This is a genomic window from Erwinia mallotivora, from assembly GCF_000590885.1.
Lineage (GTDB): Bacteria > Pseudomonadota > Gammaproteobacteria > Enterobacterales > Enterobacteriaceae > Erwinia > Erwinia mallotivora.
The window spans coordinates 84,126-109,309 of the sequence record NZ_JFHN01000018.1; the positions used below are offsets into that span (position 1 = coordinate 84,126).

At 56.3% G+C, this 25,184-nt stretch carries 23 protein-coding genes; 9 read left to right on the forward strand and 14 right to left on the reverse strand.

Translation table 11 applies throughout. The features are described from left to right. Positions 1-4: 4 nt before the first annotated feature. From proY to phoB, 5 genes are all read right to left on the reverse strand, one after another. Positions 5-1,360 carry a proline-specific permease ProY gene (gene proY, locus BG55_RS01605; RefSeq protein ID WP_034933579.1) on the reverse strand — a complete coding sequence of 452 codons (1,356 nt, stop codon included), beginning with the start codon at positions 1,358-1,360 and terminating at the stop codon, positions 5-7. A 60-nt stretch (positions 1,361-1,420) separates the two neighbouring features. Beyond that, on the reverse strand, positions 1,421-2,743 hold the full coding sequence (gene brnQ / locus BG55_RS01610) for a branched-chain amino acid transport system II carrier protein (RefSeq protein WP_034933582.1): 1,323 nt from the start codon (positions 2,741-2,743) through the stop codon (positions 1,421-1,423). Between the two features lie 407 nt (positions 2,744-3,150). Continuing rightward, positions 3,151-4,254: a cobalamin-independent methionine synthase II family protein gene (locus tag BG55_RS01615; protein WP_034933585.1), complete on the reverse strand. Its 1,104-nt coding sequence runs from the start codon at positions 4,252-4,254 to the stop codon at positions 3,151-3,153. Positions 4,255-4,446: 192 nt separating this feature from the next. Next, complete coding sequence (gene phoR, locus BG55_RS01620; RefSeq protein WP_034933588.1) at positions 4,447-5,748, reverse strand: phosphate regulon sensor histidine kinase PhoR; 1,302 nt, start codon at positions 5,746-5,748, stop codon at positions 4,447-4,449. A 23-nt stretch (positions 5,749-5,771) separates the two neighbouring features. Next, a complete protein-coding gene (gene phoB / locus BG55_RS01625) occupies positions 5,772-6,461 on the reverse strand; it encodes a phosphate response regulator transcription factor PhoB (RefSeq protein WP_034933591.1) in 690 nt (229 codons plus the stop codon). A gap of 199 nt (positions 6,462-6,660) precedes the next feature. Here phoB and sbcD point away from each other — a divergent pair, with 199 nt between their 5' ends. Both sbcD and BG55_RS01635 read left to right on the forward strand, forming a co-directional pair. Then, on the forward strand, positions 6,661-7,884 hold the full coding sequence (gene sbcD, locus BG55_RS01630) for an exonuclease subunit SbcD (protein ID WP_034933594.1): 1,224 nt from the start codon (positions 6,661-6,663) through the stop codon (positions 7,882-7,884). Further along, positions 7,881-11,555 carry an AAA family ATPase gene (locus BG55_RS01635; protein WP_034933597.1) on the forward strand — a complete coding sequence of 1,225 codons (3,675 nt, stop codon included), beginning with the start codon at positions 7,881-7,883 and terminating at the stop codon, positions 11,553-11,555. Before sbcD ends, BG55_RS01635 begins: the two co-directional genes overlap by 4 nt. Before the next feature lie 206 nt (positions 11,556-11,761). Here the strand turns inward: BG55_RS01635 and BG55_RS01640 are convergent, their stop codons facing one another. Beyond that, positions 11,762-12,328, reverse strand: coding sequence for a DJ-1/PfpI family protein (locus BG55_RS01640; RefSeq protein ID WP_034933600.1), 567 nt, complete (start codon positions 12,326-12,328; stop codon positions 11,762-11,764). Positions 12,329-12,508: 180 nt separating this feature from the next. On the opposite strand from BG55_RS01640, the gene BG55_RS21310 reads away from it, so the two are divergent. Then, positions 12,509-12,931, forward strand: a complete 423-nt coding sequence (locus tag BG55_RS21310) for a cell envelope integrity TolA C-terminal domain-containing protein (RefSeq protein WP_052018644.1) — start codon at positions 12,509-12,511, stop codon at positions 12,929-12,931. Here BG55_RS21310 and qhpR read toward each other — a convergent pair. Together qhpR and BG55_RS01655 are read right to left on the reverse strand one after the other, a co-directional pair. Beyond that, the gene (gene qhpR / locus BG55_RS01650) at positions 12,918-13,973 is read right to left on the reverse strand and encodes an AraC-like transcriptional regulator QhpR (RefSeq protein WP_420889601.1); all 1,056 of its coding nucleotides are present in this window, start codon (positions 13,971-13,973) and stop codon (positions 12,918-12,920) included. The two genes, BG55_RS21310 and qhpR, sit on opposite strands and share 14 nt — an antisense overlap. Before the next feature lie 88 nt (positions 13,974-14,061). After that, entirely contained in the window at positions 14,062-15,066 is a 1,005-nt protein-coding gene (locus BG55_RS01655) for a phosphotransferase enzyme family protein (protein WP_034933605.1), read from the reverse strand. Between the two features lie 223 nt (positions 15,067-15,289). Between BG55_RS01655 and eat the strand changes: the two genes are divergently transcribed. Further along, complete coding sequence (gene eat, locus BG55_RS01660) at positions 15,290-16,657, forward strand: ethanolamine permease (RefSeq protein ID WP_034933607.1); 1,368 nt, start codon at positions 15,290-15,292, stop codon at positions 16,655-16,657. Positions 16,658-16,674: 17 nt separating this feature from the next. Here the strand turns inward: eat and mak are convergent, their stop codons facing one another. Continuing rightward, positions 16,675-17,580 carry a fructokinase gene (gene mak / locus BG55_RS01665; RefSeq protein WP_034933610.1) on the reverse strand — a complete coding sequence of 302 codons (906 nt, stop codon included), beginning with the start codon at positions 17,578-17,580 and terminating at the stop codon, positions 16,675-16,677. A gap of 142 nt (positions 17,581-17,722) precedes the next feature. Here mak and rdgC point away from each other — a divergent pair, with 142 nt between their 5' ends. Further along, positions 17,723-18,634 (forward strand): recombination-associated protein RdgC, encoded by a 912-nt coding sequence (gene rdgC, locus BG55_RS01670; protein ID WP_034933614.1) that lies wholly within the window; start codon positions 17,723-17,725, stop codon positions 18,632-18,634. Between the two features lie 37 nt (positions 18,635-18,671). Here the strand turns inward: rdgC and ppnP are convergent, their stop codons facing one another. From ppnP to aroL, 4 genes are all read right to left on the reverse strand, one after another. Then, positions 18,672-18,962, reverse strand: coding sequence for a pyrimidine/purine nucleoside phosphorylase (gene ppnP, locus BG55_RS01675; RefSeq protein WP_034933617.1), 291 nt, complete (start codon positions 18,960-18,962; stop codon positions 18,672-18,674). 171 nt (positions 18,963-19,133) lie between these two features. Beyond that, entirely contained in the window at positions 19,134-19,967 is an 834-nt protein-coding gene (locus BG55_RS01680) for an AroM family protein (protein WP_338070018.1), read from the reverse strand. Positions 19,968-20,146: 179 nt separating this feature from the next. Further along, positions 20,147-20,338, reverse strand: coding sequence for a YaiA family protein (locus BG55_RS01685; protein ID WP_034933620.1), 192 nt, complete (start codon positions 20,336-20,338; stop codon positions 20,147-20,149). 155 nt (positions 20,339-20,493) lie between these two features. After that, complete coding sequence (gene aroL / locus BG55_RS01690; protein WP_034933953.1) at positions 20,494-21,018, reverse strand: shikimate kinase AroL; 525 nt, start codon at positions 21,016-21,018, stop codon at positions 20,494-20,496. A 60-nt stretch (positions 21,019-21,078) separates the two neighbouring features. Here aroL and BG55_RS22400 point away from each other — a divergent pair, with 60 nt between their 5' ends. Together BG55_RS22400 and BG55_RS01695 are read left to right on the forward strand one after the other, a co-directional pair. Beyond that, the gene (locus tag BG55_RS22400; protein ID WP_152542579.1) at positions 21,079-21,351 is read left to right on the forward strand and encodes a hypothetical protein; all 273 of its coding nucleotides are present in this window, start codon (positions 21,079-21,081) and stop codon (positions 21,349-21,351) included. Next, entirely contained in the window at positions 21,323-22,033 is a 711-nt protein-coding gene (locus tag BG55_RS01695; RefSeq protein ID WP_034933623.1) for a DUF2076 domain-containing protein, read from the forward strand. The genes BG55_RS22400 and BG55_RS01695 overlap by 29 nt, the downstream gene beginning before the upstream one ends. 71 nt (positions 22,034-22,104) lie before the next feature. Here the strand turns inward: BG55_RS01695 and BG55_RS01700 are convergent, their stop codons facing one another. Beyond that, a complete protein-coding gene (locus BG55_RS01700) occupies positions 22,105-22,551 on the reverse strand; it encodes a YaiI/YqxD family protein (protein ID WP_034933627.1) in 447 nt (148 codons plus the stop codon). Between the two features lie 314 nt (positions 22,552-22,865). On the opposite strand from BG55_RS01700, the gene proC reads away from it, so the two are divergent. Together proC and BG55_RS01710 are read left to right on the forward strand one after the other, a co-directional pair. After that, positions 22,866-23,675: a pyrroline-5-carboxylate reductase gene (gene proC / locus BG55_RS01705; RefSeq protein WP_034933631.1), complete on the forward strand. Its 810-nt coding sequence runs from the start codon at positions 22,866-22,868 to the stop codon at positions 23,673-23,675. A 365-nt stretch (positions 23,676-24,040) separates the two neighbouring features. Next, positions 24,041-25,051, forward strand: a complete 1,011-nt coding sequence (locus BG55_RS01710) for a membrane protein (protein ID WP_034933634.1) — start codon at positions 24,041-24,043, stop codon at positions 25,049-25,051. Positions 25,052-25,184: the final 133 nt, after the last annotated feature.

Below are 25,184 nucleotides of genomic sequence, written 5' to 3' on the forward strand. Positions count from 1 at the left end.
TATTTCAGGCTCTGATTTTTTTACGCACCACCATCCAACTGACCAGCAACACCACCAGCCAGCCAACACCGACGTACAGCGACACGCGGGTATCCGGGAACCAGCCAATCAGTCCGATAATAAAGAACAGAAATAAGATACCCACCAGCGCGGTGAAGGCTCCGCCAGGCATGGCGAATTTCAGCGCCCTTTTCTGTTCATCAGTCAGGGTACGGCGGAAACCAATCTGGGCGAAGAGGATCATAATCCACACCCAGACCGTGGCAAAGGTCGCCAGCGAGGCGATCACCAGAAACACCTTTTCCGGCATCAGGTAGTTCAGATACACCGCCACCAGCATGGCAATCATCATCACCACCGTGGTGACCCAAGGAATACCCCGTCGCGAAACGGCGGCGAAGGCTTTTGGCGCATGGCCCTGCTCAGCCATCCCGTGCAGCATACGTCCTACGCCAAACACATCGCTGTTGATGGCCGATAGTGAGGCAGTGATCACCACGAAATTCAGCACCGCCGCCGCCGCTGCGATACCCATATGCTGGAAGGTCAGCACAAACGGGCTGCCCTGGGTGCCAACCTGATTCCATGGATAAATCGACATGATGACAAACAGCGTACCCACGTAAAACACCAGAATACGCAGAGGAACGGTATTAATGGCACGGGGAATAGAGACTTCGGGATCTTTTGCCTCACCGGCGGTGATACCAATAATTTCGATGCCGCCGTAGGCAAACATCACAATCTGCAACGACAGCACCATCCCGATCACGCCGTGGGCGAAGAAGCCGCCGTTGCTCCACAGATTACTGATGCCGGTTGGCTGTCCCCCGTTACCGATTCCCCAGAGAATGATGCCGATACCGGCGACAATCATGATGATGATGGTGGCGACCTTAAACAGTGACAGCCAGAACTCCACTTCACCAAACACTTTCACCGTCGCCATATTTATCGCACCAATGATCAGCACCACGCTCAGTACCCAGACCCAGTGCGGGACATCCGGAAACCAGACGCCCATATAGATGCCAAAGGCCGTCACATCAGCAATGGCGACAATCAGAATCTCAAAACAGTAGGTCCATCCGGTGATATAGCCTGCCAGCGGACCCAGGTAATCCTGGGCATAACGTGAGAACGAACTGGCCTGCGGATTATTGACCGACATTTCGCCCAGCGCCCGCATAATGATGTAGGCAATGGCACCGCCGATGATATAAGCGAGGATCACACTCGGACCGGCCATCTTCATCGCATCAGCCGAGCCATAAAACAGTCCGGTGCCAATCGCTGAACCCAGCGCCATAAAGCGGATGTGGCGGGTACTCAGTCCTTTTTTGAGCGTATTTTTAGTCATTTTCTGTCTTCACAATGTCAGCTTCTCCTGCCGGATGGGCAGGAGAAGGTATCACACTCTTTATTGCTGATGGGCATTAACCTGCTGACGCCCCACCACACGATCGTAAATCGCGACCAGAAGCAGCATCGCCAGTGACGGCGGCAGCCACGCCAGTCCCTGATCCGCCAGCGGCAGATGGGTGGCAAAACCGGGCAGCAGCGCGGCAAAGCTGGTGGTTTTAACCGCATCTACCATGCCGAACAGCAGGCTGACCAGCATCGTCGATGCAATGATGCGGCTGCTCTTTTTCCACCAGCCCAGCGTAAAGCTCAGTAACACCAGCACAATGCACGGGGGATAAATGGCCGTCAGCACCGGAATCGAAATCTGAATCAGATGGCTCAGCCCCAGGTTAGAAACCAGCATGGAAAACAGCCCAAGGATAAAGACCAGCTGGCGATAGCTCAGCGGCAGATACTGCTCGAAGAACTCCGCACAGGCGCAGGTCAGGCCAACCGCCGTGACCATACAGGCGACAAAAATCAGCGCGGCGAGGAACAGGCTGCCCATACTGCCGAAGGTCTGTTGCACATAAGCATGAAGGATCGCCGCGCCGTTAGCGCTCTGACTGACAATTGAGGCACTGCCCGAACCCAGTCTGAACAGGGTCAGGTAAACCAGCGTCAGGCCAATACCGGCAATCAGCCCGGCAATAATGGTGTAACGGGTCAGCAGTGACGATTCACTAACACCGCGTGAGCGAGCGGTATTGACGATAACGATACCAAACACCAGTGCGCCCAGGGTGTCCATGGTCAGATAACCATTGACGAACCCGCTGGAGAATGCGGCATGTTGATACTCTTCTGTCGCCGGGGCCAGGCCACCAGCAGGCCACAGCAGCGCGGCAATACCCAGCACCGCCAGCGCCACAATTTTCAGCGGCGCAAGGAAATGACCGACGGTATCCAGCAACTTGCCGGGGTAAAGCGAGATGCCAATAACCAGCACAAAATAGATAAGGCTGTAGATCAACAGCGGCAGTGCGCTGTCGCCGGTCAGTGGGGCAATACCGACTTCAAAGGAGACCGTGGCCGTACGCGGTGTGGCAAACAGTGGCCCAACGGCCAGGTAGCAGACGGTTGCCAGCACAATTCCTGCGGTCTTACCGATGGGCGAGCTGAGCGCGTCAATTCCCCCACCCACGCGGGCCAGGGCAATCACGGTGATCACCGGCAGCCCCACTGCGGTAATCAGAAAGCCGGCCGCCGCAACCCACACGTGCTCACCAGACTGGATACCCACCATCGGCGGGAAAATAATGTTACCGGCACCGACGAACAGGGCGAAGGTCATAAAGCCCAGTGCGACGATGTCTTTGAAAGTTAAACGATTACTCATAAGCAGCGGATTAACCTGTTACTGGTGTTAGTGAAAACGTCATGTCAGCGTCCCCCCTGCCCGCACTAAAAATCCCGGCCCGGCCAACCGCCACAGCCTGATGTTCTGGTCCAGTGCCACTTACCAGCGGATTTGCGCTGATTATGATCTTTTTTCAGGGGGAAAACGGAAAAACGGCGCTAAGTAAACCGTTTATAGCGGAGAAAGGCAAGGTGGGATCGGGAAAGCAGAATGATATAGCGTAAAAAAACGTCCAGCCAGTTCATCCGTTCAGTTTATAAGCCAGAACCCTTAGATGATGTGTATTTTTTCTGCGCAGGGGGAGTGCAATTTATGCAAAAAAAGAGGATTAGCTGCACAAAAAGCGCGCTTTCGCACGCTTTTTACCGTAATTCACGCAAAACGCATCACCAGACTTCGCTGGCAATATCGGTCACCAGACGCAGCTTGGCCCACTGCTGTTGCTCAGTGAGGCTGTTGCCCTCTTCGGTGGAGGCAAAGCCACACTGCGGGCTGAGGCAAATCTGCTCGAGGCTCACGTATTTCGTTGCTTCAGCAATACGCTTTTTGACGCTTTCAGGATCTTCCAGCTCGCCATTTTTGGTGGTGATCAGCCCCAGCACCACCTGCTGGCTGCCGGGTTTGATAAAGCGCAGCGGCTCAAAACCGCCGGAACGTTCATTGTCATACTCAAGGAAGAATGCATCGACATTGACGCTGCCAAACAGAATGTCGGCCACCGGCTCGTAGCCGCCTTCAGAAATCCAGGTGGAGCGAAAATTTCCCCGGCATACGTGCAGCCCGATGGTCATATCGTCTGGTTTACCTTCCAGCGCCTTATTCAGCACCTGTGCATAGGTGGTCGCCAGCTGCTGCGGGTCGTCCCCGCGTTCGCGGATCTGACGCTGCTGATCTTCAGAGCACAGATAAGCCCAGACGGTGTCATCCAGTTGCAGATAGCGGCAGCCGGCCGCGTAAAAGGCCTGGATTGCAGCACGATACGTCAGCGCCAGGTCATGGAAATAGTCCTGCAAATCAGGATAAACCGTGGCGTCAATCATCTTACGGCCACCACGGAAATGCAGCACGCTGGGGCTGGGGATGGTCATTTTGGCGATGGCATTACCGCTGATACTTTGCAGGTAACGAAAATCTTCCAGCATCGGATGATCGCCAAAACCCAGCCTGCCGGTCACCTTCACGCCGCGCGCTTTCGTCTGGATACCGTTAAACTGGATACCCTGCTCCGCTTCGTAAGGCTCCACGCCTTCCAGGCCATCAAAGAAATCAAAGTGCCACCACGCCCGACGGAATTCGCCATCGGTCACCACGTTGAGCCCACAGGCGCGCTGCTGCGTCACCACCTCGCGGATCGCTTCATCTTCGATACGCCGCAGGGCCACCGCATCAATTTCCCCCCGCTGGAACTGCTCGCGAGCCTGCTTTATCGCTGGCGGACGAAGGAAACTGCCGACCACTTCGGCACGATATCTGGCTGAATCTCTCTGCATTCTGCTCACTCCTGGCCTGCGCATACCACGCATCATGGTTAAAATAGTTTCGCTGAGTTACTTCAGGACTTCCGGATGTCCACATGGCTAAAAAGAATGTCACGCCGCACGTTTAGCGGCAAACGAGGAAATTTCATCACAGATGAAAATTTTTCACTCTCCGGGTGAGAAGCCCACTTGAATAGTGGCTTCTCACTCTGCCGGATGCGGGCTGACAATCATTCCCGGCGGCAGCAGGAAACTGAAGCAGGTCTCTTTTCCCGGCTGGCTGACAATCTTCAGCCGGGTGTGGTGATGCGAGAGCGCGTGTTTGACGATAGCCAGTCCCAGGCCACTGCCGCCGGTCTGCCGTGAGCGGGCCTTGTCAACGCGATAGAAGCGCTCGGTCAGGCGCGGGATATGTTCAGGGGCGATGCCGGGGCCGTTATCGCAGACGCGAAACAGAGCACCCTGCGCTGTTTTCAACCAGGCAATCTCCAGCCGCGTCCCTTCCGGCGTATGGTTGACCGCGTTATACACCAGATTGGAGATAGCGCTCTGCAACTGCTCTTCGTTACCCAACACCCGCAGATGCGCATCGGTTTGGAAATGTATCTCATGACGTCCCTGACTGAGCGTCTCCGCTTCGCGCTGCAACAGTTGCAGCATCGCCGGGACATCAACCTGCTGGCGGAGATCCAACGCAGGCGCGGCCTCAATGCGGGAAAGCGTCAGCAGTTGTTTTACCAGGCCGTCCATACGACGCGTCTGCTCCTGCATGGTATGGACCGCCTTATCGCGCAGCGGCCCGGCCATGCCGTCGCCGGTCATCATCTCGAGGTAGCCCTGTAACACCGTCAGCGGCGTGCGTAGCTCATGGCTGACGTTGGCAAAGAAGTTGCGGCGGGAACCTTCCAACTGATGCATCTGCGTCATATCGCGCGACACCAGCAGCCACTGCCCTTCGCTGTAGGGCATCACCCGAAATTCCAGGTGCCGCTGGTTGTTCAGCACCAGCGTCAGCGGGCGCGAAAAATCCCGCTGGCGAAGGTAGCGGGCAAACTCAGGATAACGCAGCAGATTGAGGATATTCTGGCCATTGTCTTCCGGCCAGCGCAGCCCAAGCAGCTGCTGTGCCAGGCCGTTGCACCAGAAGATGATGCCTTCCTCGGTGGTCAGTACCAGCGCATCCGGTAGCGACTCCGCGCCACTGCGAAAGCGTCTGATCAGATTACCCAGTTCACGCCGCCGCCGACGGTTGCGCACCTGTATCTGATACAGGCCATAAAAGAGAGGTTCCCAGCTGCCACGTCCGGCCGGGGGAGTCATGCTGCGGTCAACCCACAGCCAGTGCGATAAGCGCAGCAGATTAAAATAGTGCCAGCCCAGCAGCGCCAGCAGGGCAACCGGCAGCAGCCAGGCAAGGTAACCCGTCAGCCAGCCGATAATCAGCGCGGGCAGGCAGACGAGCAGCAGCTCCAGCAGTAATTTCTTCCAGGAGAGGCGTTCCAGCAAGATGAAGACTCCAGTGCAAACGATCAGTAACGTGCTGAGAAACGGTAACCTGTCCCGCGAACCGTTTGTACCATACGATCGTGCCCGCTGACCTCAAGCGCTTTGCGTAAGCGACGAATATGCACATCAACGGTGCGATCTTCGACGTACACGTTAGTGCCCCAGACGTGATTAAGCAACTGTTCACGGCTGTACACCCGCTCCGGATGGGTCATAAAAAAGTGCAGCAGCTTATACTCGGTTGGCCCCATCTCCAGCGGCTGCGTTTCTGACATCACCCGGTGTGAGGAGGGATCGAGGCTCAGTCCCTGTATTTCAATCACCTCTTCCACCGCCATCGGTGAAATACGGCGCATCACCGCTTTAATGCGGGCAATCAGTTCCTTCGGTGAGAACGGCTTGGTGATATAGTCATCCGCGCCCACTTCCAGCCCCCGCACGCGGTCCTCTTCTTCACCACGGGCCGTCAGCATCATCACCGGAATATCACGGGTCATCGCTTCGCGCTTCAGGTGTTTAATAAACTGAATACCTGAGCCCCCCGGCAGCATCCAGTCCAGCAAGATCAAATCAGGCCAGGGTTCAATCAGCTGACTGACCGCACTGTCATAATCTTCCGCTTCGACCGGTTGATAGTCATTTTGCTCCAGCACAAAACACAACATCTCACGGATTGGGGCTTCATCTTCTACCACCAGAATGCGCTTAGCCATTATTGCTCCTGCTGCTGTGACCGGATGTCACGGGATTTGCGGCGTCATTATGCGTCAGTTTTATGACAGTTTTATGAAAAAAGCACCCATCAGTCCGCGCTTTTCGACATCCTGTTTACGCCAGGTATGCCTTTGCCGCTGGGGTTTTTGCCAGCTCTGTTTATAATCGTCAGCTCTGCTTATGCACAGAAGGGATACCATGCGCGTCATTCATACCGCCGACTGGCATCTGGGCCAGTTTTTCTACACCAAAAGCCGGGCTGCCGAACATCAGGCCTTTCTTGACTGGTTGCTGTTGCAGGTGGCAGAACGGCAGGTGGCAGCGATTATTGTCGCCGGGGATATTTTTGATACCGGGTCGCCACCCAGCTATGCCCGCGAACTGTTCAATCGCTTTATCGTCAGCCTGCAAGCCAGCGGATGCCAGCTGGTGATCCTTGGCGGGAATCACGATTCGGTGGCGGTGCTTAATGAATCCCGCGAGCTGCTGAGCTGTCTGAATACGCGGGTGATTGCCGCGGCTGCGGAACATCCCGACGATCAGGTGTTGCTGCTGACCGACCGCAACGGCCAGCCGGGCGCGCTGCTCTGTGCTATCCCTTTTTTACGTCCGCGTGACATCACCACCAGCCAGGCTGGCCAGTCCGGTCATCAGAAGCAACAATCCCTGCTGGAGGCCATTACCCATCATTACCAGCAATGCTGGCAGGCCGCGCAGCAACAACGCCAGGCGCTGGGGCTGGCGCTGCCGATCATCGCCACCGGCCACCTGACCACCGTCGGCGTGACCAAAAGTGACGCCGTACGTGATATCTACATCGGCACGCTGGACGCTTTCCCCGCGCAGGCCTTTCCCCCCGCTGACTATATTGCGCTGGGGCATATTCATCGTGCTCAGCGCATTGCCGGTACGGAGCATATTCGTTACAGCGGCTCGCCCATTCCGCTCAGTTTTGACGAGCTGGGCAAAGAGAAAAGCGTTTTCCTGGTGGCGTTCGCAGAAGGCAAGCTGAGCCAGGTCGAGCCGCTGACCATTCCGCCGTTCCAGCCAATGCAGATGATTAAAGGGTCGCTGGAGGAAATTGCCCAGCAGCTGGCCGCCCTTCAGCCGCCGCCGGCGGGGAAAACCATCTGGCTGGATATCGAAGTGGTCACCCGCAGCTGGCTGAACGATTTGCAGCGGCGGATTCAGGAGATGACGCAGGATCTGCCGGTCGAGGTGGTGTTACTGCGTCGCAGTCGTGAACAGCGTGAGCAGACCATTGCGCGTCAGCACAACGAAACCCTGAGTGAGCTCAGCGTAGAGGAGGTGTTCAGTCGTCGCCTGGCAAGTGAAGAGGAGGCCGGAGCGGACAAGCTGGCCCGCGTCACCGCGCTGTTTCAGCAGACGCTGGCAGAAATTGATGACGAGGAACAGCCATGAAAATCCTGACGCTGCGCTTTAAAAATCTCAACTCGCTGAAAGGCGAATGGAAAGTGGATTTCACCGCTGAACCCTTTGCCAGCAATGGCCTGTTTGCCATCACCGGCCCGACCGGAGCGGGAAAAACCACCCTGCTGGACGCTATTTGCCTGGCGCTGTATCACGAAACCTCACGGCTGGGAAAACTGTCGCAGAGCCAGAATGACCTGATGACCCGCGACACGGCAGAGTGTCTGGCGGAAGTGGAGTTTGAAGTAAAAGGCGTCGCCTGGCGGGCATTCTGGAGCCAGAGTCGGGCGCGGGGCGCGCCTGACGGTAATCTTCAGGCACCGCGCGTTGAGCTGGCGCGCTGTGCCGATAATCAGATCGTTGCCGACAAAGTGAAAGACAAGCTGGAGATGCTGACCGCGCTGACCGGCCTGGATTTCGGACGCTTCACCAAATCGATGATGCTGTCACAGGGACAGTTTGCCGCCTTCCTCAACGCCGATGCCAACAGCCGCGCCGAACTGCTGGAGGAGCTGACCGGAACAGAAATCTATGGTCGCCTGTCCGCCAGCGTGTTCGAACGACATAAAAACGCCCGCCAGGCGCTGGAAACCCTGCGCGCTCGCGCAGGTGGCATGGCCCTGCTGGACAACCAACAGCAGCAGATACTGAGCGACCAGCTGACACAACGACTTTCCGAAGAGCAGGTACTCACTTCTCAACATCAGCGCCAGCAGCAACTGTTGCAGTGGCAGCAGCAGTGGCAACTCGCCCACCAGGCCGTAACGGCGGCAGAGCAGGCTTCCCGCCAGGCGGAAAACGCCTGGCAACAGGATCAACCGCAGCTGGATAAGCTGAAACGCGCCGAACCCGCCGAAAAGCTCCGGCCACTCTGGCAGCAACTGCAACAGCAGCAGCAGGACTGGCTGGCGTTACAGCAGCAGCAGCAGCGCCTCACCCGGCAACAGCAGGAACAGCAGCAGTCACTGGATGTCCTGGCCTCGCAGCTGAAAACCGCGAACGAAACACGCAGCCAGCATGAGCACCTGCGTCAGCAACAGGAGACGCTAATCGCCGAGCGTGTACTGCCGCTGGATAACCGCATCAGCGCGCTGGAGCAGCAAAGCGGAATGCTGGCGAAAGAAGTGAGTGAGTACCAGCATTCGCTCACAGAGCAACAGAAAAAATCCCAACACAATCAGCAGGTGCAGCAGGAGAAACGGGCACAGCAGCTGCAACAGCAGCAGTGGCAGCAGCAACATGCGTCTTTCGCCCACTGGGGAGAGGCTTTGCCGCTGTGGGCCGCGCGTTTTGAGCAGCTGCAACAGAGCGAAGCCGTTCTGAACCGGCATCAGCATCAGCTCAGCGAGCAGCAGCAACGCCTCGCGCAGCGACAGCAGCAGGAGCGCGATCTTGAACAGCAGGCCCTGCCGAAAAAGCAGGCGCTGGAACAGGCACAGCAGCAGTACGCCGAAGCTGAAAAACATCTTCAGGCCTCAGAGCAGCAGCAGACCGAAGAACAATTGCAGGCCCGGGTCAGCCACTTCAGCCAGCAGCGACCACTGCGGCAGGCGCTGGCGCTGCTGCTGCCCCAGTGGCAACAGCTTATGCAACTCAGTCAGCGGGTACTTACCAGCCAGCAGGAGATCGGGCAGCAAATCCAGCAGGCGGAGCAGCAGTTAATTAAGCTGCGCAGCGACTGGAAAGAGAAATACCAGCATCAGCAGGATGTGGAAAAACGCCTCCAGCTGGAGCAGCGCATTGCCGATCTTGAACAGCATCGTGCCCTGCTGGAACCGGGCCAGCCCTGCCCTCTGTGTGGATCCAGCCAGCATCCGGCCGTCAGCGAATATCAGTCAGTCACACCCTCAGAAACCGCGCAGCGCCTGCTGCAACTAAGAGCAGAGGTGGACAAACTGAAAGATCAGGGGACCGCTAAGCGTGAACAGCTGAAGAATCTGCAAAACCAGCGGGAAAAGTTGCAGCAGGAGGAGAGCGAAAGCAGTCGGCAGGCAACGGCTCTGCGCGAACAGTGGCAGAGCGCGATAACCGCGCTGGCGCTGGCTTTCGCGCCGGAAGACCAGCAACAGGTGGTTGACTGGCTGGCGGCCCAGGAACAGCAGGAAAACCAGGCGCAGGCCGGGTTACTGCAATGGCAACAGAGCGCCCGCCAGCTTCAGCAGCAGAAAGATCGGCTCAATCAGCGCCAGCATGAGCTGAACGACCTTCAACAGCAGCAGCAGCTGGCGGAGCAGCAGCGACTGGCGCTCAGTCAGGGGCTGGACGATATGCAGCGACAGCTGACAGAGCACACAGAGGCGGTGCAACAACAGCGCCACCATTTACAAAGCACCCTTACCGAACACGCGCTGACGTTACCGGAAGCGGAAGAGCACGCCAGCTGGCTTACCCGCCGCCAGGCCGAGTGGCAACAGTGGCAGCAGGCGGAGCGGGCACTGACTGACCTGACTAACCAACTGACCGCGCTTGATTCTCAGCAGCAGGCGCTGACTGCTCATATCGCTGACCAGCAGCAACGTCTTGCGGGCCTGGAGAAGCGCCTCGCCGCTGAGCAACGCGCGCTCAGTGAACAGCGCCAACAACGGCAGGCACTGTTTGGCGAGCAGAGCACCTCCCGCGTACAGCAGCAGCTGCGCGGGCTGTCGCAACAGTACGCAGAGGCGAGTGACGCGCTGCAACAGCAGTGGCAACAGCAGCAGGATCGGCTGAGTACGCTGGCCGGTGAGCTTAACTCACTGTCCGAACAGTCAGCGGCGCTGACGCTGCGGCTGGAAGAGACGCGGCAGACCTTCAGCCATGCGCTTGCCGCCAGTGATTTTACCGATGAAGCCGGGTTTGTCTCCGCCCTGCTGGATGACGCGCAGGCCAGCCAGTTAAAAACGCTACAGAAGCAGCACGACAGCCGCCGTCAGCAGGCCGCCACGCTGCTGGAGCAGGCGCAGAAAACCCTCAGTGCACAGCAGCAACAGCGGCCGGAAGAGATGCCGGAGAGTGCGGAAACCCTGAATGAAACGGTCAGGACGCTGGCGGAACAACTGCGGGAGAATGCCCGCCAGCAGGGAGAAATTCGTCAGCAGCTGCAAAGCGACGCCCAGCTGCGTGAACAGCAGCAGGCCCTGCTGACGCAGATTGCCGCAGGGGAGCAACAGGTGGAGGACTGGAGCTATCTCAATGCGTTGATCGGCTCGAAAGAAGGCGATAAGTTCCGCAAATTTGCTCAGGGGCTGACGCTGGATAATCTGGTGTGGCTGGCTAATAACCAGCTGCACCGCCTGCACGGCCGCTATCTGCTCCAGCGCAAATCAGAGGAGGTGCTGGAGTTGCAGGTGATGGATACCTGGCAGGCAGATACGCTGCGCGACACCCGCACGCTGTCGGGCGGCGAGAGCTTCCTGGTGAGCCTGGCGCTGGCGCTGGCGCTTTCCGATCTGGTCAGCCATAAGACCCGCATCGAATCGCTGTTTCTCGACGAAGGTTTTGGCACGCTTGACGCTGAAACCCTCGACAGCGCGCTGGATGCGCTGGACGCACTGAACGCCAGTGGAAAAACCATCGGGGTGATCAGCCACGTCGAAGCGATGAAAGAACGTATTCCGGTGCAGATTAAGGTAAAAAAAATCAACGGACTGGGTTACAGCAAGCTGGAAACACCGATGGCCTGAGCAGGCAGCGTCAGCGCAGACTGTCAGCCTTCAGCCCCCCACGCTGAGAATATGGCCCCCGCCGCACCGGGTAATCGGGGGCCGCCCCCCCGCTGGCGATAACGGTATCAGGCCGGACCTGCGTGCGCCCGGTTGCCGGACGCGTTACCAAAACCCTGAAACGGCCTCGCAAGGCCGTGACAGAGTGTGATGCCGTCAGCAATGAATTACTTCATCAGCAGCGCATTAAATTTTGCCAGCCATTGCGGATGCGCAGGCCAGGCCGGGGCGGTCACCAGATTGCCATCGACGTGCGCCTGATCGATGCCGATCTCTGCAAAATGGCCGCCGCTGAGACGGATTTCGGGGGCGCAGGCCGGGTAAGCGCTACAGGTGCGATCCCGCAATATCCCTGCTGCCGCCAGCAGTTGTGGACCGTGGCACACCGCCGCAATGGGTTTACCCGCCGCATCAAAATCCTGCACCCGTTTAATCACCTGCTCATTCAGCCGAAGGTATTCCGGCGCACGACCTCCCGGAACCAGCAACGCATCATAATCTTCAACGCGCGCGGCGGCGAAATCAGCGTTGAGCACAAAACGGTGTCCGGGCTTTTCACTGTAGGTTTGCGCGCCATCGAAATCGTGTATCGCGGTCTGAATAAAGTCACCTTTAACTTTGTCAGGGCAGACGGCATCCACCTGATGTCCCAGCATTTGCAGCGCCTGGAAAGGCACCATCACTTCATAATCTTCGGCGTAATCGCCAACCAGCATCAGAATTTTCTTAACCATAATTAATGCATCCTGCGTTAAGTGAAATGGGATCCTTACCTCACCTCTTTTACCGGCAGCTCGTCAAGTCTGGCGATGCGGATTTTCAGCAGGCACCTTTACAGAGCATTGGAGTAAGGCAGCATCAACCCATTGCGCTATCATCACAGGCTGTCCGTTTTTATCACTTCGGGGGAAATAATGGCGTCAGGAAAAAAAATCATCGCAGGCTGTCTGCTGCCGGGGATGCTGCTGCTGGCGGGATGCCAGTCGGCAACGCAGGCAGGCCGTGAGAAACAGCCACCGCCCACCCGCCAGCAGATGCAGACCGTGGCCGAACGGCAGTGCAGCAAAAAGCAGGACGGACTGACGCATCAGCAGTGTCTGTACTACACACAAATGCAGTATGGTTTTCAGCACAATTTTTATGATGCAGAACGTTATAAAGGCCGCCGCTGTGCGGTTACGGTTGGCTGGCATAACGGGCGTTATGCCGTGCTCAGCACGCAGGGCGATGAAATTCTCTGCCTTAAAAGCTGGAGCGTGATCGGCAGCGCAGAAAACCTGCCTCCGCCGCCTGCGGGCTTTCCGCCGCAAATGGTGATTGATTTTACCCCGCGCTGAGGCGCTGGCCCGCCATCTCATCCTGCCGCCACTGGCGCGGACTGATACCAAACCAGCGCCGGAAGGCGCGGGAGAAAGCGCTGACTTCGGAATACCCTAACAGCAGCGCCATTTCTGAGATGGGGATCTGTTTCTGTTGCAGATAGTGGGTGGCCATTTCACAGCGAACCTTGTCCACCAGCGCGGTAAAACTAAGGCCCTCATCACGCAGGCGACGCTGCAAAGACCAGCTGGACAGACCCATCTTGTCTGCCACCTCTTCCAGCACCGGTTCCCCTTTTAACAACAGCAGATGAACCTGAGCGCGGGCCTGATCGACGATATTTTGCTGCGGCGCGGCGCTGTTCAGACGGCGAATGGCATCCTGCATCACCATCAGCAGCATCGGATCGCTGTCCGGCATGGTTCGCGCCAGATCGCGTTTGGCGATCAACATCGAATTAAAGGGCTGGTCAAAATAAACCGGCGCATCAAATACTTTACAGTGCTCGTGCCACTGAGCCGGACGGGGATGTTCAAAATGCACCTCACGCGGCGCCCAGTTTTTTCCGGCCACGTGACGGACAAGATTCATAAACATGCCCAGCGTCAGTTCCGCATCCTGACGGCGGCAGAGAATCGCACCGTGGCGCACCTGATAATCCAGCCGCCAGCAGTCGCCTTTATCCACCAGCCGGGTCAGTGTATCGTGCTGATGCCAGGGAAAGGCATTGACCACATTGTGCAGGGCCTGCTCCAGCGTGGCGGAACAGAGGCCGACATAGCCAATCAGACCTAATGACTGTGGTTTAAACTGCCTGCCGTAGTGCAAACCGAAGTTATCAAAACCTGAATGACGCGCCGCTTCTTCCATTACGCGGCAGTAGTTGACCAGCCCCAGGCTCAGCGTCGGACTGGCAAGCTGCTCCGGATCGATGCCGCTGACGCCAAAAATGCGGTCAACATCGCCGCCTTTATCACTGATAAATTCACTCAGTCCGCTGGCGGCGGCGGCCAGTACGCCACGATTGCAGGCAAAACTGGCGTTCAGCGCCGTTGCCATCTCAGGCCGTTTGATTACACCGGTTTCCATCATCTTCTTCGCCCCCACTACAGAGATATCCCATAGCAGGAGCAATTTTCATACCAGGTCAGGCACCGACCGGCAGTTCAGCACTCTCCAGATAACGGCGACACAGGCGCACCGAGTGGTCGGCCCACTGCGGTCCCAGGCTGATGGCCATCTCGGTTTGCGCGTGGGAGCCGACCCACGCCAGCAGCTGAATACGACGCTGGATCAGTAGCGTTGGCACCAGCGCCATCTCTGCGTCGCTGATATGCGCCACCTGTTCATAGCCTTTGATCCAGTTATCCACCCAGTCGGCTGCACGAGGATGGTGCTCCACAAAACTGATCGCTGCTGCAAGATCGTGCAAATACCAGCCCATTCCGCAGTCGTCAAAGTCGATCACCCGCGTCTCACCTTTATGCAACAGCAGATTGGTCAGACGCAGATCGGCGTGGATCAACCCGTAGCGGGAAGCATCTTTGCCAAACTGTTGCAGTTCTCCGTCAACACGGGCGATCACCTCTTCCACTACCGGCCTGTCCGCCAGCCGCAGGTTGGGCGCATCACGCCAGTCGCCCCAGTGGCTCTGCGGGCTGACCATCGTGTGGTGATCCCAGATAATGCGCTGAAACCCTGCCGGTTTTTGCCACTGCTTACTGTGCTGGTGCAGGCGGGCAGTGATATGTCCCAGCTGCTGAAAAGCGCGGGGATCCACCTCGGTGGTCGGCATCTCACCGTCGATCCAGTCAAACAGCACCACATGACGCACGCTGCCATCGTCCAGCGCCAGGCTCTGTACCGTTTCACCGTCCATATCGGCAACCGCCTGCGGCACCACGATGCCGGTTTCACGCAACGCATCCAGCCAGTGCAGCTCACTTTCAATGTCTGCACGCTGATGATAGTTCTCGCGGTGCAGACGTAGCGCATAGCGTTTACCGCCCGCTTCCAGCAAAAAAGTGGCATTTTCAGAACGGCAAAGCAGGCTGAGCTTACCCTGACGGGCAAACGGGTAACGAGTGAGCGCCTGCTGGGCAAGTTTCAGCAGGGCGGCGTTATCGAGAGAATCATATTGCCTGGCAGTCATAGTCTGGCTCCGTCGGTTTTCGCATGATGTGCCATCAGCATGGCGTTGCAGACGCTGACCTGCCTGACCGCAGAACACCCGGTTTTGACATCAGGTTGACCGGCCACTTTTCCTGCCAGAAAGTTGACAGCAGAGCACAAAAATCCTTATCCCGCCGTCAAGTTTCCCCCCGACACCGGTTGCATTATCGACAGACAATAAAACTGAAGACGGGGATATCGGTATGACGAGCAAGCTAAAGCCCACCCTGGGCACGATCCATTTGTGGGGTATTGCGGTAGGCCTGGTGATTTCCGGCGAGTATTTCGGCTGGAGCTATGGCTGGGGTGTGGCAGGCACGCTGGGCTTTCTGGTCACCACCGCGCTTATCGCCACGATGTACACCTGCTTTATTTTCAGCTTTACAGAACTGACCACCGCCATCCCCCATGCCGGTGGTCCGTTTGCCTACAGCCGCCGTGCCTTTGGCGAAACCGGCGGCCTGATCGCCGGCATGGCGACGCTGATTGAGTTCGTTTTTGCACCACCGGCTATCGCCATGGCGATTGGTGCCTATCTCAACGTTCAGTATCCGCAGTTGAATCCTAAATATGCCGCGGTCGGGGCATATATTGTTTTTATGGCGCTGAATATTCTGGGCGTGAAGCTGGCGGCAATGTTTGAACTGGTGGTCACCGTGCTGGCGGTGGTGGAACTGCTGGTATTTATGGGCGTGGTGGCACCGGGCTTCAGCCTGGCCAATTTTGCCGCCAACGGCTGGTCAGGCAGCGAGCACTTCTCGCTGCCTGCGGTTTCCGGCATCTTCGCCGCCATCCCTTTCGCCATCTGGTTCTTTCTCGCTATCGAAGGCGCAGCAATGGCGGCGGAAGAGGCAAAAGATCCCAAACGTACCATTCCCAAAGCCTATATCAGTGGCATTCTGACGCTGGTGGTACTGGCGATTGGCGTCATGCTGATGGCCGGTGGCGCAGGCGACTGGCGCAAACTGTCGGATATTAACGACCCACTGCCGCAGGCGATGAAAATGATCGTCGGTGAGCACTCTAACTGGATGCACATGCTGGTGTGGATTGGCCTGTTCGGCCTGATTGCCAGCTTTCACGGCATTATTCTTGGCTATTCGCGCCAGTTTTTTGCCCTGTCCCGCGCCGGTTACCTGCCTGCGGGGCTGGCAAAACTGTCCCGTTTCCAGACGCCACACCGGGCGATCATTGCCGGTGGGCTGATTGGCATTGCGGCTATTTTCAGTGACAGCTGGATAAACCTTCAGGGTATGACGCTGACGGCCGCGATGATTACCATGGCGGTGTTCGGCGCCATTGTCATGTATCTGATGAGTATGCTCAGCCTGTTTCGCCTGCGTCGCACCGCGCCTGAGCTGGAGCGCACCTTCCTTGCACCAGGCTACCCGATTGTACCGGGCATTGCGCTGGTGCTGGCCTTCATTTGCCTGATTGCCATGCTGTGGTTTAACCCGGTGATTGGCGGGCTGTTTGTCGCCTTTATGGCCGTCGGTTACATCTACTTTCTGATGACCAAAAACCAGCGCGACAGCGCGCCACGCGATGCCATGCTGTGGGGTAACGACTAAAACGATGCGGGGCGGCCTTACTGAGGCCACAGCCAGGCTGCCCCGCGCACGCCACTGGAATCACCATGCACCGCCCTGCGCAGCGGCGTCTGGCATTCGCCGCCAAATACCCATTTGTTCATCAGCGTCGGCACGGTGTGGTAAAGCCTTTCCACATTGCTCATGCCGCCTCCCAGCACAATCACTTCAGGGTCGAGTATATTGACAATCTGCGCCAGCGATTTCGCCAGCCGCAGTTCATAGCGGCTCATCGCCAGTTCGGCCAGCGGATCCTGCTGCTGCATCCGTTGAACAATCTCTGCGCCTGACAGGCTAACCCCACTCAGCCGACGATAGTCGGTGGCAAAACCGGTGCCGGAAATAAAGGTTTCAGTGCAGCCAGACTTACCGCAATAGCAGGGAACTTCCTCGCGATAGCGCAGTTCATCTTCGTCCATCCAGGGTAAGGCGTTGTGGCCCCACTCCCCTGCATTGCCGTTTCCTCCGGCATGAGACTGGCCGTTGAGCGCCACTCCCGCACCGCAGCCGGTGCCAATTATCACCGCAAACACCACCGATTTGCCTGCCGCTGCGCCATCCACCGCCTCCGACACCGCCAGGCAGTTAGCATCATTGGCGATACGCACCTCCCTGCCCAGCAATCTGTGCAGGTCTTTATCCAGCGGCTGGCCGTTAAGCCAGGTTGAATTGGCGTTCTTCACCAGCCGGGTAACGGGCGACAGCGTACCGGGAATACCGACGCCAACGCTGCCCCGCTCACCGGTCTTCTCCTCTGCCAGCTGGACCAGTCCGACAATGGCTTCCAGCGTCTGCTGATAATCATCACGCGGCGTGGCGATACGATGGCGGAACAGCGTCTCGCCATCGTTTGCCAGCGCAATCACTTCTGTTTTGGTGCCGCCTAAATCGATGCCAATACGCACTTGTAATACCTCATTATTTTTTTCTGTGCCTGCTACCTTAGAAGGCCGCAGGCGGAAAGGCAATGAAACCCCGCTGCCGATTCGCTATCATGCGCGCTGACTTTGATTTTGCATGACTCAGGCGTCGGAGAAGGAAAGCACCATGCTGTGGTTCAAAAATTTGATGGTATATCGTCTTAACCGCGAGCTTCCGCTGGCGGTGGACGAGATGGAAAAACAACTTGAAGCATTCACCTTCACCCCCTGCGGCAGCCAGGACATGGCGAAGACCGGCTGGGTGTCTCCGATGGGACCACGTGGTGATGCGCTGACCCATGTTAATAACGGCCAGATCCTGATTTGTGCCCGCAAAGAAGAAAAAATCCTGCCCTCGCCGGTCATCAAGCAGGCGCTGGAGGCAAAAATCAGCAAGCTGGAAGCCGAGCAGCAGCGCAAGCTGAAAAAAACCGAAAAAGATTCGCTGAAAGATGAAGTGTTACACAGCCTGTTACCCCGCGCGTTCAGCCGCTTCAGCCAGACCTTTCTGTGGATCGACACGGCGAATAACCTGATTATGGTTGACTGCGCCAGCGCGAAGAAAGCCGAGGATACGCTGGCGCTGCTGCGTAAAAGTCTGGGGTCGCTGCCGGTGGTCCCATTGACGCTGGAAAGCCCCATCGAACTGACCATGACCGAATGGGTGCGTTCAGGTGACACGCCAGCCGGTTTTGCGCTGATGGACGAAGCCGAACTGAAAGCGCTGCTGGAAGACGGTGGCGTCATTCGCTGTAAGAAACAGGATCTGGTCTGTGATGAAATAGCCAATCATATTGAGGCAGGCAAGCTGGTGACTAAACTGGCGCTGGACTGGCAGGAACGGGTGCAGATGGTGCTGTCTGATGATGGATCGCTTAAGCGTCTGAAATTTGCCGACACATTGCGTGAACAGAATGATGATATTGACCGGGAAGACGTCGCCGCTCGCTTTGACGCCGACTTTATTCTGATGACCAGTGAACTGGCTGCACTGATCGCGAATACCGTGGAAGCACTGGGCGGAGAAGCGCAGCGCTGACGACACTGGCAGGCCGGTCACCCGGCCTGATATCAGGCTAGTCTTTCAGGTAACGGCACAGATAAGCTGATGGCTCAGCCACCTGAAGATGAAATTCGCTGTGGCCCGGCACGTTAAATACCTCGCCTGGCGCGTAATGTTTCCACTCTGTCTCGCCCGGTAACAACACTTTCAACGAGCCGCTGACCACGGTCATCTCTTCCGGCTGACCGGTGCCAAATGTGTACTCCCCCTCGGCCATAACCCCAACGCTGGCGCGCCCGGTACTGGCACTGTCGAAACCAATTGATTTCACTTTTCCGTCGAAATATTCACTGACGTTGAGCATAACAATATCCTTAGAATCAGAGATAAAAAGTAAACAGCCTGTGCAGAGCAGGGTCGGTACAACGTTTCTGCCGCCAGCCTTGCGGGCATCTCCACCACTGGTGGGCAATCGCGGCGGTCAGGCGACCCGCAGGTAACATTACCGCCACTCAAGGTAACGGCAATCGCAGCTTTACACCAGCAGATCCGCTGCCAGTCGGGCAATCAGCATATTTGAAAGCACCACCGGAATACCCAGCAGTTTTTGTAAAAAATCCCGATGTCGCTGGTGATAGCCAAGGCAATCCAGCACCACCACGTCGGCACCCTGTTCCTGCAATTTCAGGGCAGCATCAATCAGCTGGTCTTCACTGGTTTCCCACGGGCTGGCGACAGCAAAGTGCGGTTTCATCGTCAGGCTACGCCATTTGTAACGCTGCTCGCCGATGTACTCTTCCCGCGCAACCATAATGCCCACCTGATTATCGCCGGTAATGGCATTCACCAATGGCGGTAAAATCCGGTAGGGTTCGATCAGCACCGCGCGGTCAGCAACAAGATTTTTGTATTCGCCCGCACACAAAATCAGAATGGTTGAGAAACCCTGGTGTTCCAGCGTTTTAACCAGCTCCTGTAAGGCATGACTGACCTTATCAGCAGAGAGGATGACAAATGAGCCATCTTCAGTGTGCGTCATGGTCACTTTTTCGCCGCTTACGGGGGCATATCGCTGCTCAATTTCAGCAGATGACAGGCCATTCAGCAGACCAAAGTGCGCAATCTGTTCTTCCGGCAAATGTTCCAGCAGCAGAGGATGCAGATCCCCCTGAGGAGCGATACCCAGCGTCACGGTAGCCAGTGTGTGTTTCATTGAATTACTTCCCGCAAAATTCGCTATCGCCTGATCACTACCCGGTATTTCACCGGTCGCGCCAAAGGGCGCAACAGGCATGCTAAGCGTAGCATCGGCTTCCGGCAGGAGCGCGGATTGGGCGGGTAAAGGAGGATTATTCAGAAAATGAGCCAATGGTCTGTCCAGTTGTGTCTGAGATGGCGTTGCAGTTGATTTTATATTGGTATCGTAAGGTGAAAATAAGATCGCGAAAGCTTTCGGTCAAGCTCTATTCATCGGCTGGGGGCGGTCGGATGACCGTACGCGGGAAAAAGCATCAGAAGGGGGATTAACGGCGTCCATGCCGGTGAGACTTACTCTTTTCCCTGGTCTTCGTAGCGCGATTTGGCGTCAATCGCTTCCTGTTCCGTTTGGTGCTCGCTGATAAGCGTATCGGGCTTTGGGTGGTCCGCACGCAGCTCATACCAGGTGACCGTCTTGCCTGGGGTGCCTTTGTCCACCTGTTTGATGTGGGCCGTGCGAGGATAAGGGGGTTTGCCTGGCATAATTAATTCCCTCAGTTAAGAAATTTTCACCGTACCGGCAACCCTGTGCCGGAGAGTGCCGTGCCTTCAGTATAGACAATGGTTAAAATTTCCCAGAAGAGCGGAATAATTCGTAGTAATCCTGCCAGCCGGTAATAAATTTTTCAGGTCACGACTCAGCTGGCCCTAGCCAGCGCCAGCAGGGTAATAATGTCGTCCACCACCTTATCCGGATGCTGCATCGCATTGATGACATAATGCGACGCATCCTGATATAACGCATCGCGCGCCGCCAGCACCTCAACCATTTCATCAGCAATTGGCCGACCGGTCAGTGTGGGACGCTGATCCTGCTGAGGATAGGCCTGTAAACGCGCCGCCAGTACCCCGGCTTCAGCACTCAGGTAGATGACCTGACCATGCTCACGCATAAACTGCCGGTTGCAGGCCGCCAGCACCATGCCGCCGCCGGTAGCCACCACCGTGGCCGGAGCGGTCACCGCCTGTAAGGCGTGTGACTCACGCAGACGAAACCCCTCCCATCCTTCTACCGCCACGATCTCTGCCACAGTTTTCCCGGTGATGCGTTGAAGATGACCATCGGTGTCACTGAAGGCATAGCCCAGTGCAGAAGCCAGCGCCTGGCCGACGGTGGTTTTACCACAGCCTCGCGCACCGACCAGATACAGGGGTAACGACATAACAGTTACTTCCTCAGCCCTGCTGTTGCCTCTGGCAACGGTCAACAGGACAGATAATGGTTGAATTTGCGTCGCATCATACCGGTTAATGCTGCTCAGCTCCACAAGGAACTTTTTCTTTACAGTAACCAGGGGGATTATTCCGGTTATCTGAATGTTTTTAATCAGATAAGTAATGTAAAAAATTCTTTACAAGAAGCGTTTATTTGCGAAAATATCGGCAACATTTACTTACCCGAAGCCCGTTTACTTTCGCCATTTTTGTTCCAGAATAGTGATATCACCTGCTACAGAGGACTTTCTAATGCAGAGCCAGGAACAACAACTCATTGAAAATCTGTTCAACCGTTTAAAACAGGCTGAAAGTCAGTCAGGTCCACGCGATGCCGCAGCAGAAAAGCTGATCCAACAGCAATTGCAGCAGCAGCCGGGGGCCCCCTACTACATGGCCCAGTCTATCCTGATTCAGGAAGCGGCGATGAAACAGTTGAATAACCGGGTCAGCGAGCTGGAAGCCCGGCTGACGGCGTCACAGCAACAATCTCAACAAAGCAGCGGCGGATTTCTCTCCGGCCTGTTTGGCGGTGGTCAGCGCCAGCAGCCACAGCAGCCGGTACAACCCCAGCAGTCTTCCCCAGCGTGGGGAAATCCGCAGGCCGCTCAGCAGCAACCAGCCTGGGCGGCTCAGCCCGCTGCGGCTCCCTCTGCCGGCCGGGGGTTTCTGGGCGGCGCACTGCAAACGGCGGTCGGCGTGGCGGGCGGCGTGGTGATGGCAGATATGCTGACCAGCATGTTCCACCATTCGCAACCCGAAGAGATCGTCAACATTATCAATGAACCCGCGCTACCGCAGGAGAGCTTCGATAACAATCTTGATACCTTCAACAACGGTGACAACAGCCAGTTCCTGAGTCAGGATGCGGGTTTTCAGCAGGATGACAGTAGCGATTTTGCCGGATTCGGCAGTGACGGCTTCGACAACGACGATTTCAGCGACGACGACAGTTTTGTCTGACTTACCGGCCTGTCGTGCTCTTTCCACCCGGCACGACAGGCCGCATGTTCTGTGGCAGACGGCTCGGTTTCTTACTTTTGCGCCTGCAACCATTTATCCAGTTCGTTGGCGAACAGCTGCCGATCGCGCTGACTCAGCGCCGGTGGGCCTCCCGTTTGCACCCCACTCGCCCGCAGGGTATCCATAAAATCACGAAGCGTCAGGCGTTCGCGAATGGTGGCCTCGCTGTAGCGCTCACCCCGGGGATTAATTGCCACCGCGCCTTTTTCCATCACTTCCGCCGCCAGCGGGATATCCGCAGTAATCACCAGATCACCGACCTCAACCCGGCGTACAATTTCATTGTCTGCCACATCGAAACCGGCCGGCACGCGTACAGTACGCAGAAAACGCGACGGCGGCACGCTGAGCGGCTGGTTTGCCACCAGCGTCACCATCATCTCTTCACGGTCAGCAGCCCGATACAGCACCTCTTTGATGACTTTCGGACACGCATCGGCATCCACCCATATCGGCATATTGTTTCCTGTTATGTTACTAAAAATGGCCCTGAAAACAGGCACCGGGATGTTACCGACGGATTTCTGTTTGTCCGCCTGAAATACCGCGGTGACGGGCAGATAAATCAACGGCTATGTTAACAGCAACCGGTGTGGAATATCAGCGACAATATTCCACGCCGGTTGCTGTTTGCTGGACAATAAGGCGGCCTGAGGATAAAAGACCTGGCTAAATTAAAGATGATAATAAGCAACCACTCGGTCGGGCAGGCATAAACTTTTCAGGTTAAGCTAATAGCCGATAAACACTACAGGCAACGGAGAACATGACAATGGATAAAAAAATTGGCTTTATTGGCTGCGGCAACATGTCGAAAGCGATTATCGGGGGACTAGTGTCGGCTGGTCAGATCAAAGCAGAAAACATCTGGGTTTACGACCATAAACCCGAGACGAATCAGGCGATGCACCAGCAGTACGGTATCACCCCTGCTTCAGACGTGGAAGAAGTGGCTAAGGTCGCTGATATTCTGTTTGGCGCGGTTAAACCGGCGGTCATGCTGAACGTGCTGAAAGATATTTCCGGCAGCCTGAATAAGGATACGGTAGTGGTTTCTATTGCCGCCGGGATAACGCTGGACGCCCTCGCCAGCGTACTGGGTCATGATCGAAAAATAGTTCGGGTGATGCCAAACACCCCGGCACTGGTCAATGAAGGCATGACCTCGGTGACGCCAAACGTGCTGGTCACCAAAGAAGAAGCAGATGAAATCGTCGCTATCTTTAACGGCTTTGGTAAGGCCGCGCTGTTACCGGAATACCTCATCCATGCGGTGGTTGGCGTAAGCGGTTCCGCTCCGGCCTATGTGTTTATGTTTATTGAAGCGATGGCCGATGCGGCAGTACTGGGCGGTATGCCACGCGGTCAGGCTTACCAGTTTGCCGCGCAGGCAGTAAAAGGTTCAGCGCAGATGGTACTGGAAACCGGAAAACATCCCGGCGAACTGAAGGACATGGTCTGCTCCCCCGGCGGAACCACCATCGAAGCGGTAAAGGTGTTGGAAGAGAAAGGATTTCGCGCAGCGGTTATGCAGGCAATGCAGCAGTGCATGAGTAAATCCGAAGCAATGAGCAAAGGATAAGCTTCCATCCGGACTGAAATTTACCGGTAAAAGATCGGCTGGCCAGGCAGATTAACCGGCGGAATGGGCCAGGGCAGGCCCGATAAATTTCAGTCAATCACCACCACACCAGAAAACAATCAGCGCTTCTGTGATCTGCCAGTCCCCCCGCCAGCGCCCTGCTCATCGTGCAGAACGTAAAAAACCCCGGCAGAGACCCGGTTCTGGATTAGTGGAACTGCGCACGGCTCACCACCAGCATGCGCCAACACTTTTGCCTAACGCAGCCGGATTGTTTATATTCACCGCAGTTTTTTTCGACACCTCTGGTACTGCCATTGACGGCAATCATCAACGTTAATTAATAACGAACGGAGCACGGAAGCATGGCGCGTAATATAGCCCCCGGATATTGTGTGGTGAATCGACCCGGCCCGCTGGATTATCAGGCGCGGGAACTGTTCAGGGACACTCGTTCCCCTGCCACCCAGCTGTTTATGAAACTCAACGCGGATACCCGATACCTCAGGCCCGGCCAGATTTTAATTGTGGCTGACCCGGATACCCCACCCCGGCTGACAATGCATATGCTTAATACGCTGAGACAGGCAAAGAATAAAACCAATGCCGCATTTATCGGCGTTAATAGTGACGACGCCAGTTTTATGCACCGACATTACGGGCTGATTGCCGCGCTGACCGGTGCGGGAGACAGGATTTTCAGCACCGCAGGCGATGTCGGAGAACGCTATTTCAGGGCCATTGAGCAGACCCTGAAAAAAATTGAGGTCAGCTACCAGAACCAGTTCCGTACGCAGGGCACGCTGATCGGCCAGCAGTTTTTCGTTGAGCGTAATCAGTTGCTCAGTCAGCTAAAAGAGCTGGTCAATAAACCGCTGTTAAAATCCCTTGCGCGCTATACGGTTAAATTCCGGCAGTATGAGAATCTGAAGCGGGCGTTAAACCTTTCCAGTAAATCGATTGTGCATGAGTGGTCAACGGCCGGGCTGGGTGGCATTCCCGGTTATTCTTACTACGTGGGTAATGCGGCCAGAGCGGCACGGTTTCTTAAAATGGGTGGTTTCATTGGGATTGGATTCGGCTTCGCCGGGGTGACGAATGATGTGGTTGAAGCCTGTACGCAAGGGCGTGAGGGTGAGTGCGGAAAAATAGCTGTGAAAGACTATTCAAAGTTTGCCCTCACCACGGGTGGTGGAATGCTGGGAGGTGCAGCGGGTAGTGCTACAGCTTTAGCTGGCTGTGCAGCTGTTGGAATAGCGACAGTGGGTATTGGTGGAGTTGCATGCGCAGTTGTAGGATCGGTCGCAGGTGGGTGGGCTGGCAGCTCAGGTGCGGAAGCTATAGTTAATAAAGTTGTAGAATACTATGATAACTAACAAATTATTAGCTGGTACGTCATTGTTTTTTGGTTGGCTGGGCTGCTGCCTTATAATTCTGTCGCTCGTAATATATTTATTTAAAAGACAAGATTATTACAAACTAGTCTCTTCCTACAGAGAAAAATACAAT

What these genes read in the sequence shown, in the direction of transcription:
- proY (WP_034933579.1), bottom strand. Translation starts at nt 1,360, where the DNA reads ATGACTAAAAATACGCTCAAAAAAGGACTGAGTACCCGCCACATCCGC.
- brnQ (WP_034933582.1), bottom strand. Translation starts at nt 2,743, where the DNA reads ATGAGTAATCGTTTAACTTTCAAAGACATCGTCGCACTGGGCTTTATG.
- BG55_RS01615 (WP_034933585.1), bottom strand. Translation starts at nt 4,254, where the DNA reads ATGCAGAGAGATTCAGCCAGATATCGTGCCGAAGTGGTCGGCAGTTTC.
- phoB (WP_034933591.1), bottom strand. Translation starts at nt 6,461, where the DNA reads ATGGCTAAGCGCATTCTGGTGGTAGAAGATGAAGCCCCAATCCGTGAG.
- sbcD (WP_034933594.1), top strand. Translation starts at nt 6,661, where the DNA reads ATGCGCGTCATTCATACCGCCGACTGGCATCTGGGCCAGTTTTTCTAC.
- BG55_RS01635 (WP_034933597.1), top strand. Translation starts at nt 7,881, where the DNA reads ATGAAAATCCTGACGCTGCGCTTTAAAAATCTCAACTCGCTGAAAGGC.
- BG55_RS01640 (WP_034933600.1), bottom strand. Translation starts at nt 12,328, where the DNA reads ATGGTTAAGAAAATTCTGATGCTGGTTGGCGATTACGCCGAAGATTAT.
- BG55_RS21310 (WP_052018644.1), top strand. Translation starts at nt 12,509, where the DNA reads ATGGCGTCAGGAAAAAAAATCATCGCAGGCTGTCTGCTGCCGGGGATG.
- qhpR (WP_420889601.1), bottom strand. Translation starts at nt 13,973, where the DNA reads ATGGCAACGGCGCTGAACGCCAGTTTTGCCTGCAATCGTGGCGTACTG.
- BG55_RS01655 (WP_034933605.1), bottom strand. Translation starts at nt 15,066, where the DNA reads ATGACTGCCAGGCAATATGATTCTCTCGATAACGCCGCCCTGCTGAAA.
- eat (WP_034933607.1), top strand. Translation starts at nt 15,290, where the DNA reads ATGACGAGCAAGCTAAAGCCCACCCTGGGCACGATCCATTTGTGGGGT.
- rdgC (WP_034933614.1), top strand. Translation starts at nt 17,723, where the DNA reads ATGCTGTGGTTCAAAAATTTGATGGTATATCGTCTTAACCGCGAGCTT.
- ppnP (WP_034933617.1), bottom strand. Translation starts at nt 18,962, where the DNA reads ATGCTCAACGTCAGTGAATATTTCGACGGAAAAGTGAAATCAATTGGT.
- BG55_RS01685 (WP_034933620.1), bottom strand. Translation starts at nt 20,338, where the DNA reads ATGCCAGGCAAACCCCCTTATCCTCGCACGGCCCACATCAAACAGGTG.
- aroL (WP_034933953.1), bottom strand. Translation starts at nt 21,018, where the DNA reads ATGTCGTTACCCCTGTATCTGGTCGGTGCGCGAGGCTGTGGTAAAACC.
- BG55_RS01695 (WP_034933623.1), top strand. Translation starts at nt 21,323, where the DNA reads ATGCAGAGCCAGGAACAACAACTCATTGAAAATCTGTTCAACCGTTTA.
- BG55_RS01700 (WP_034933627.1), bottom strand. Translation starts at nt 22,551, where the DNA reads ATGCCGATATGGGTGGATGCCGATGCGTGTCCGAAAGTCATCAAAGAG.
- proC (WP_034933631.1), top strand. Translation starts at nt 22,866, where the DNA reads ATGGATAAAAAAATTGGCTTTATTGGCTGCGGCAACATGTCGAAAGCG.
- BG55_RS01710 (WP_034933634.1), top strand. Translation starts at nt 24,041, where the DNA reads ATGGCGCGTAATATAGCCCCCGGATATTGTGTGGTGAATCGACCCGGC.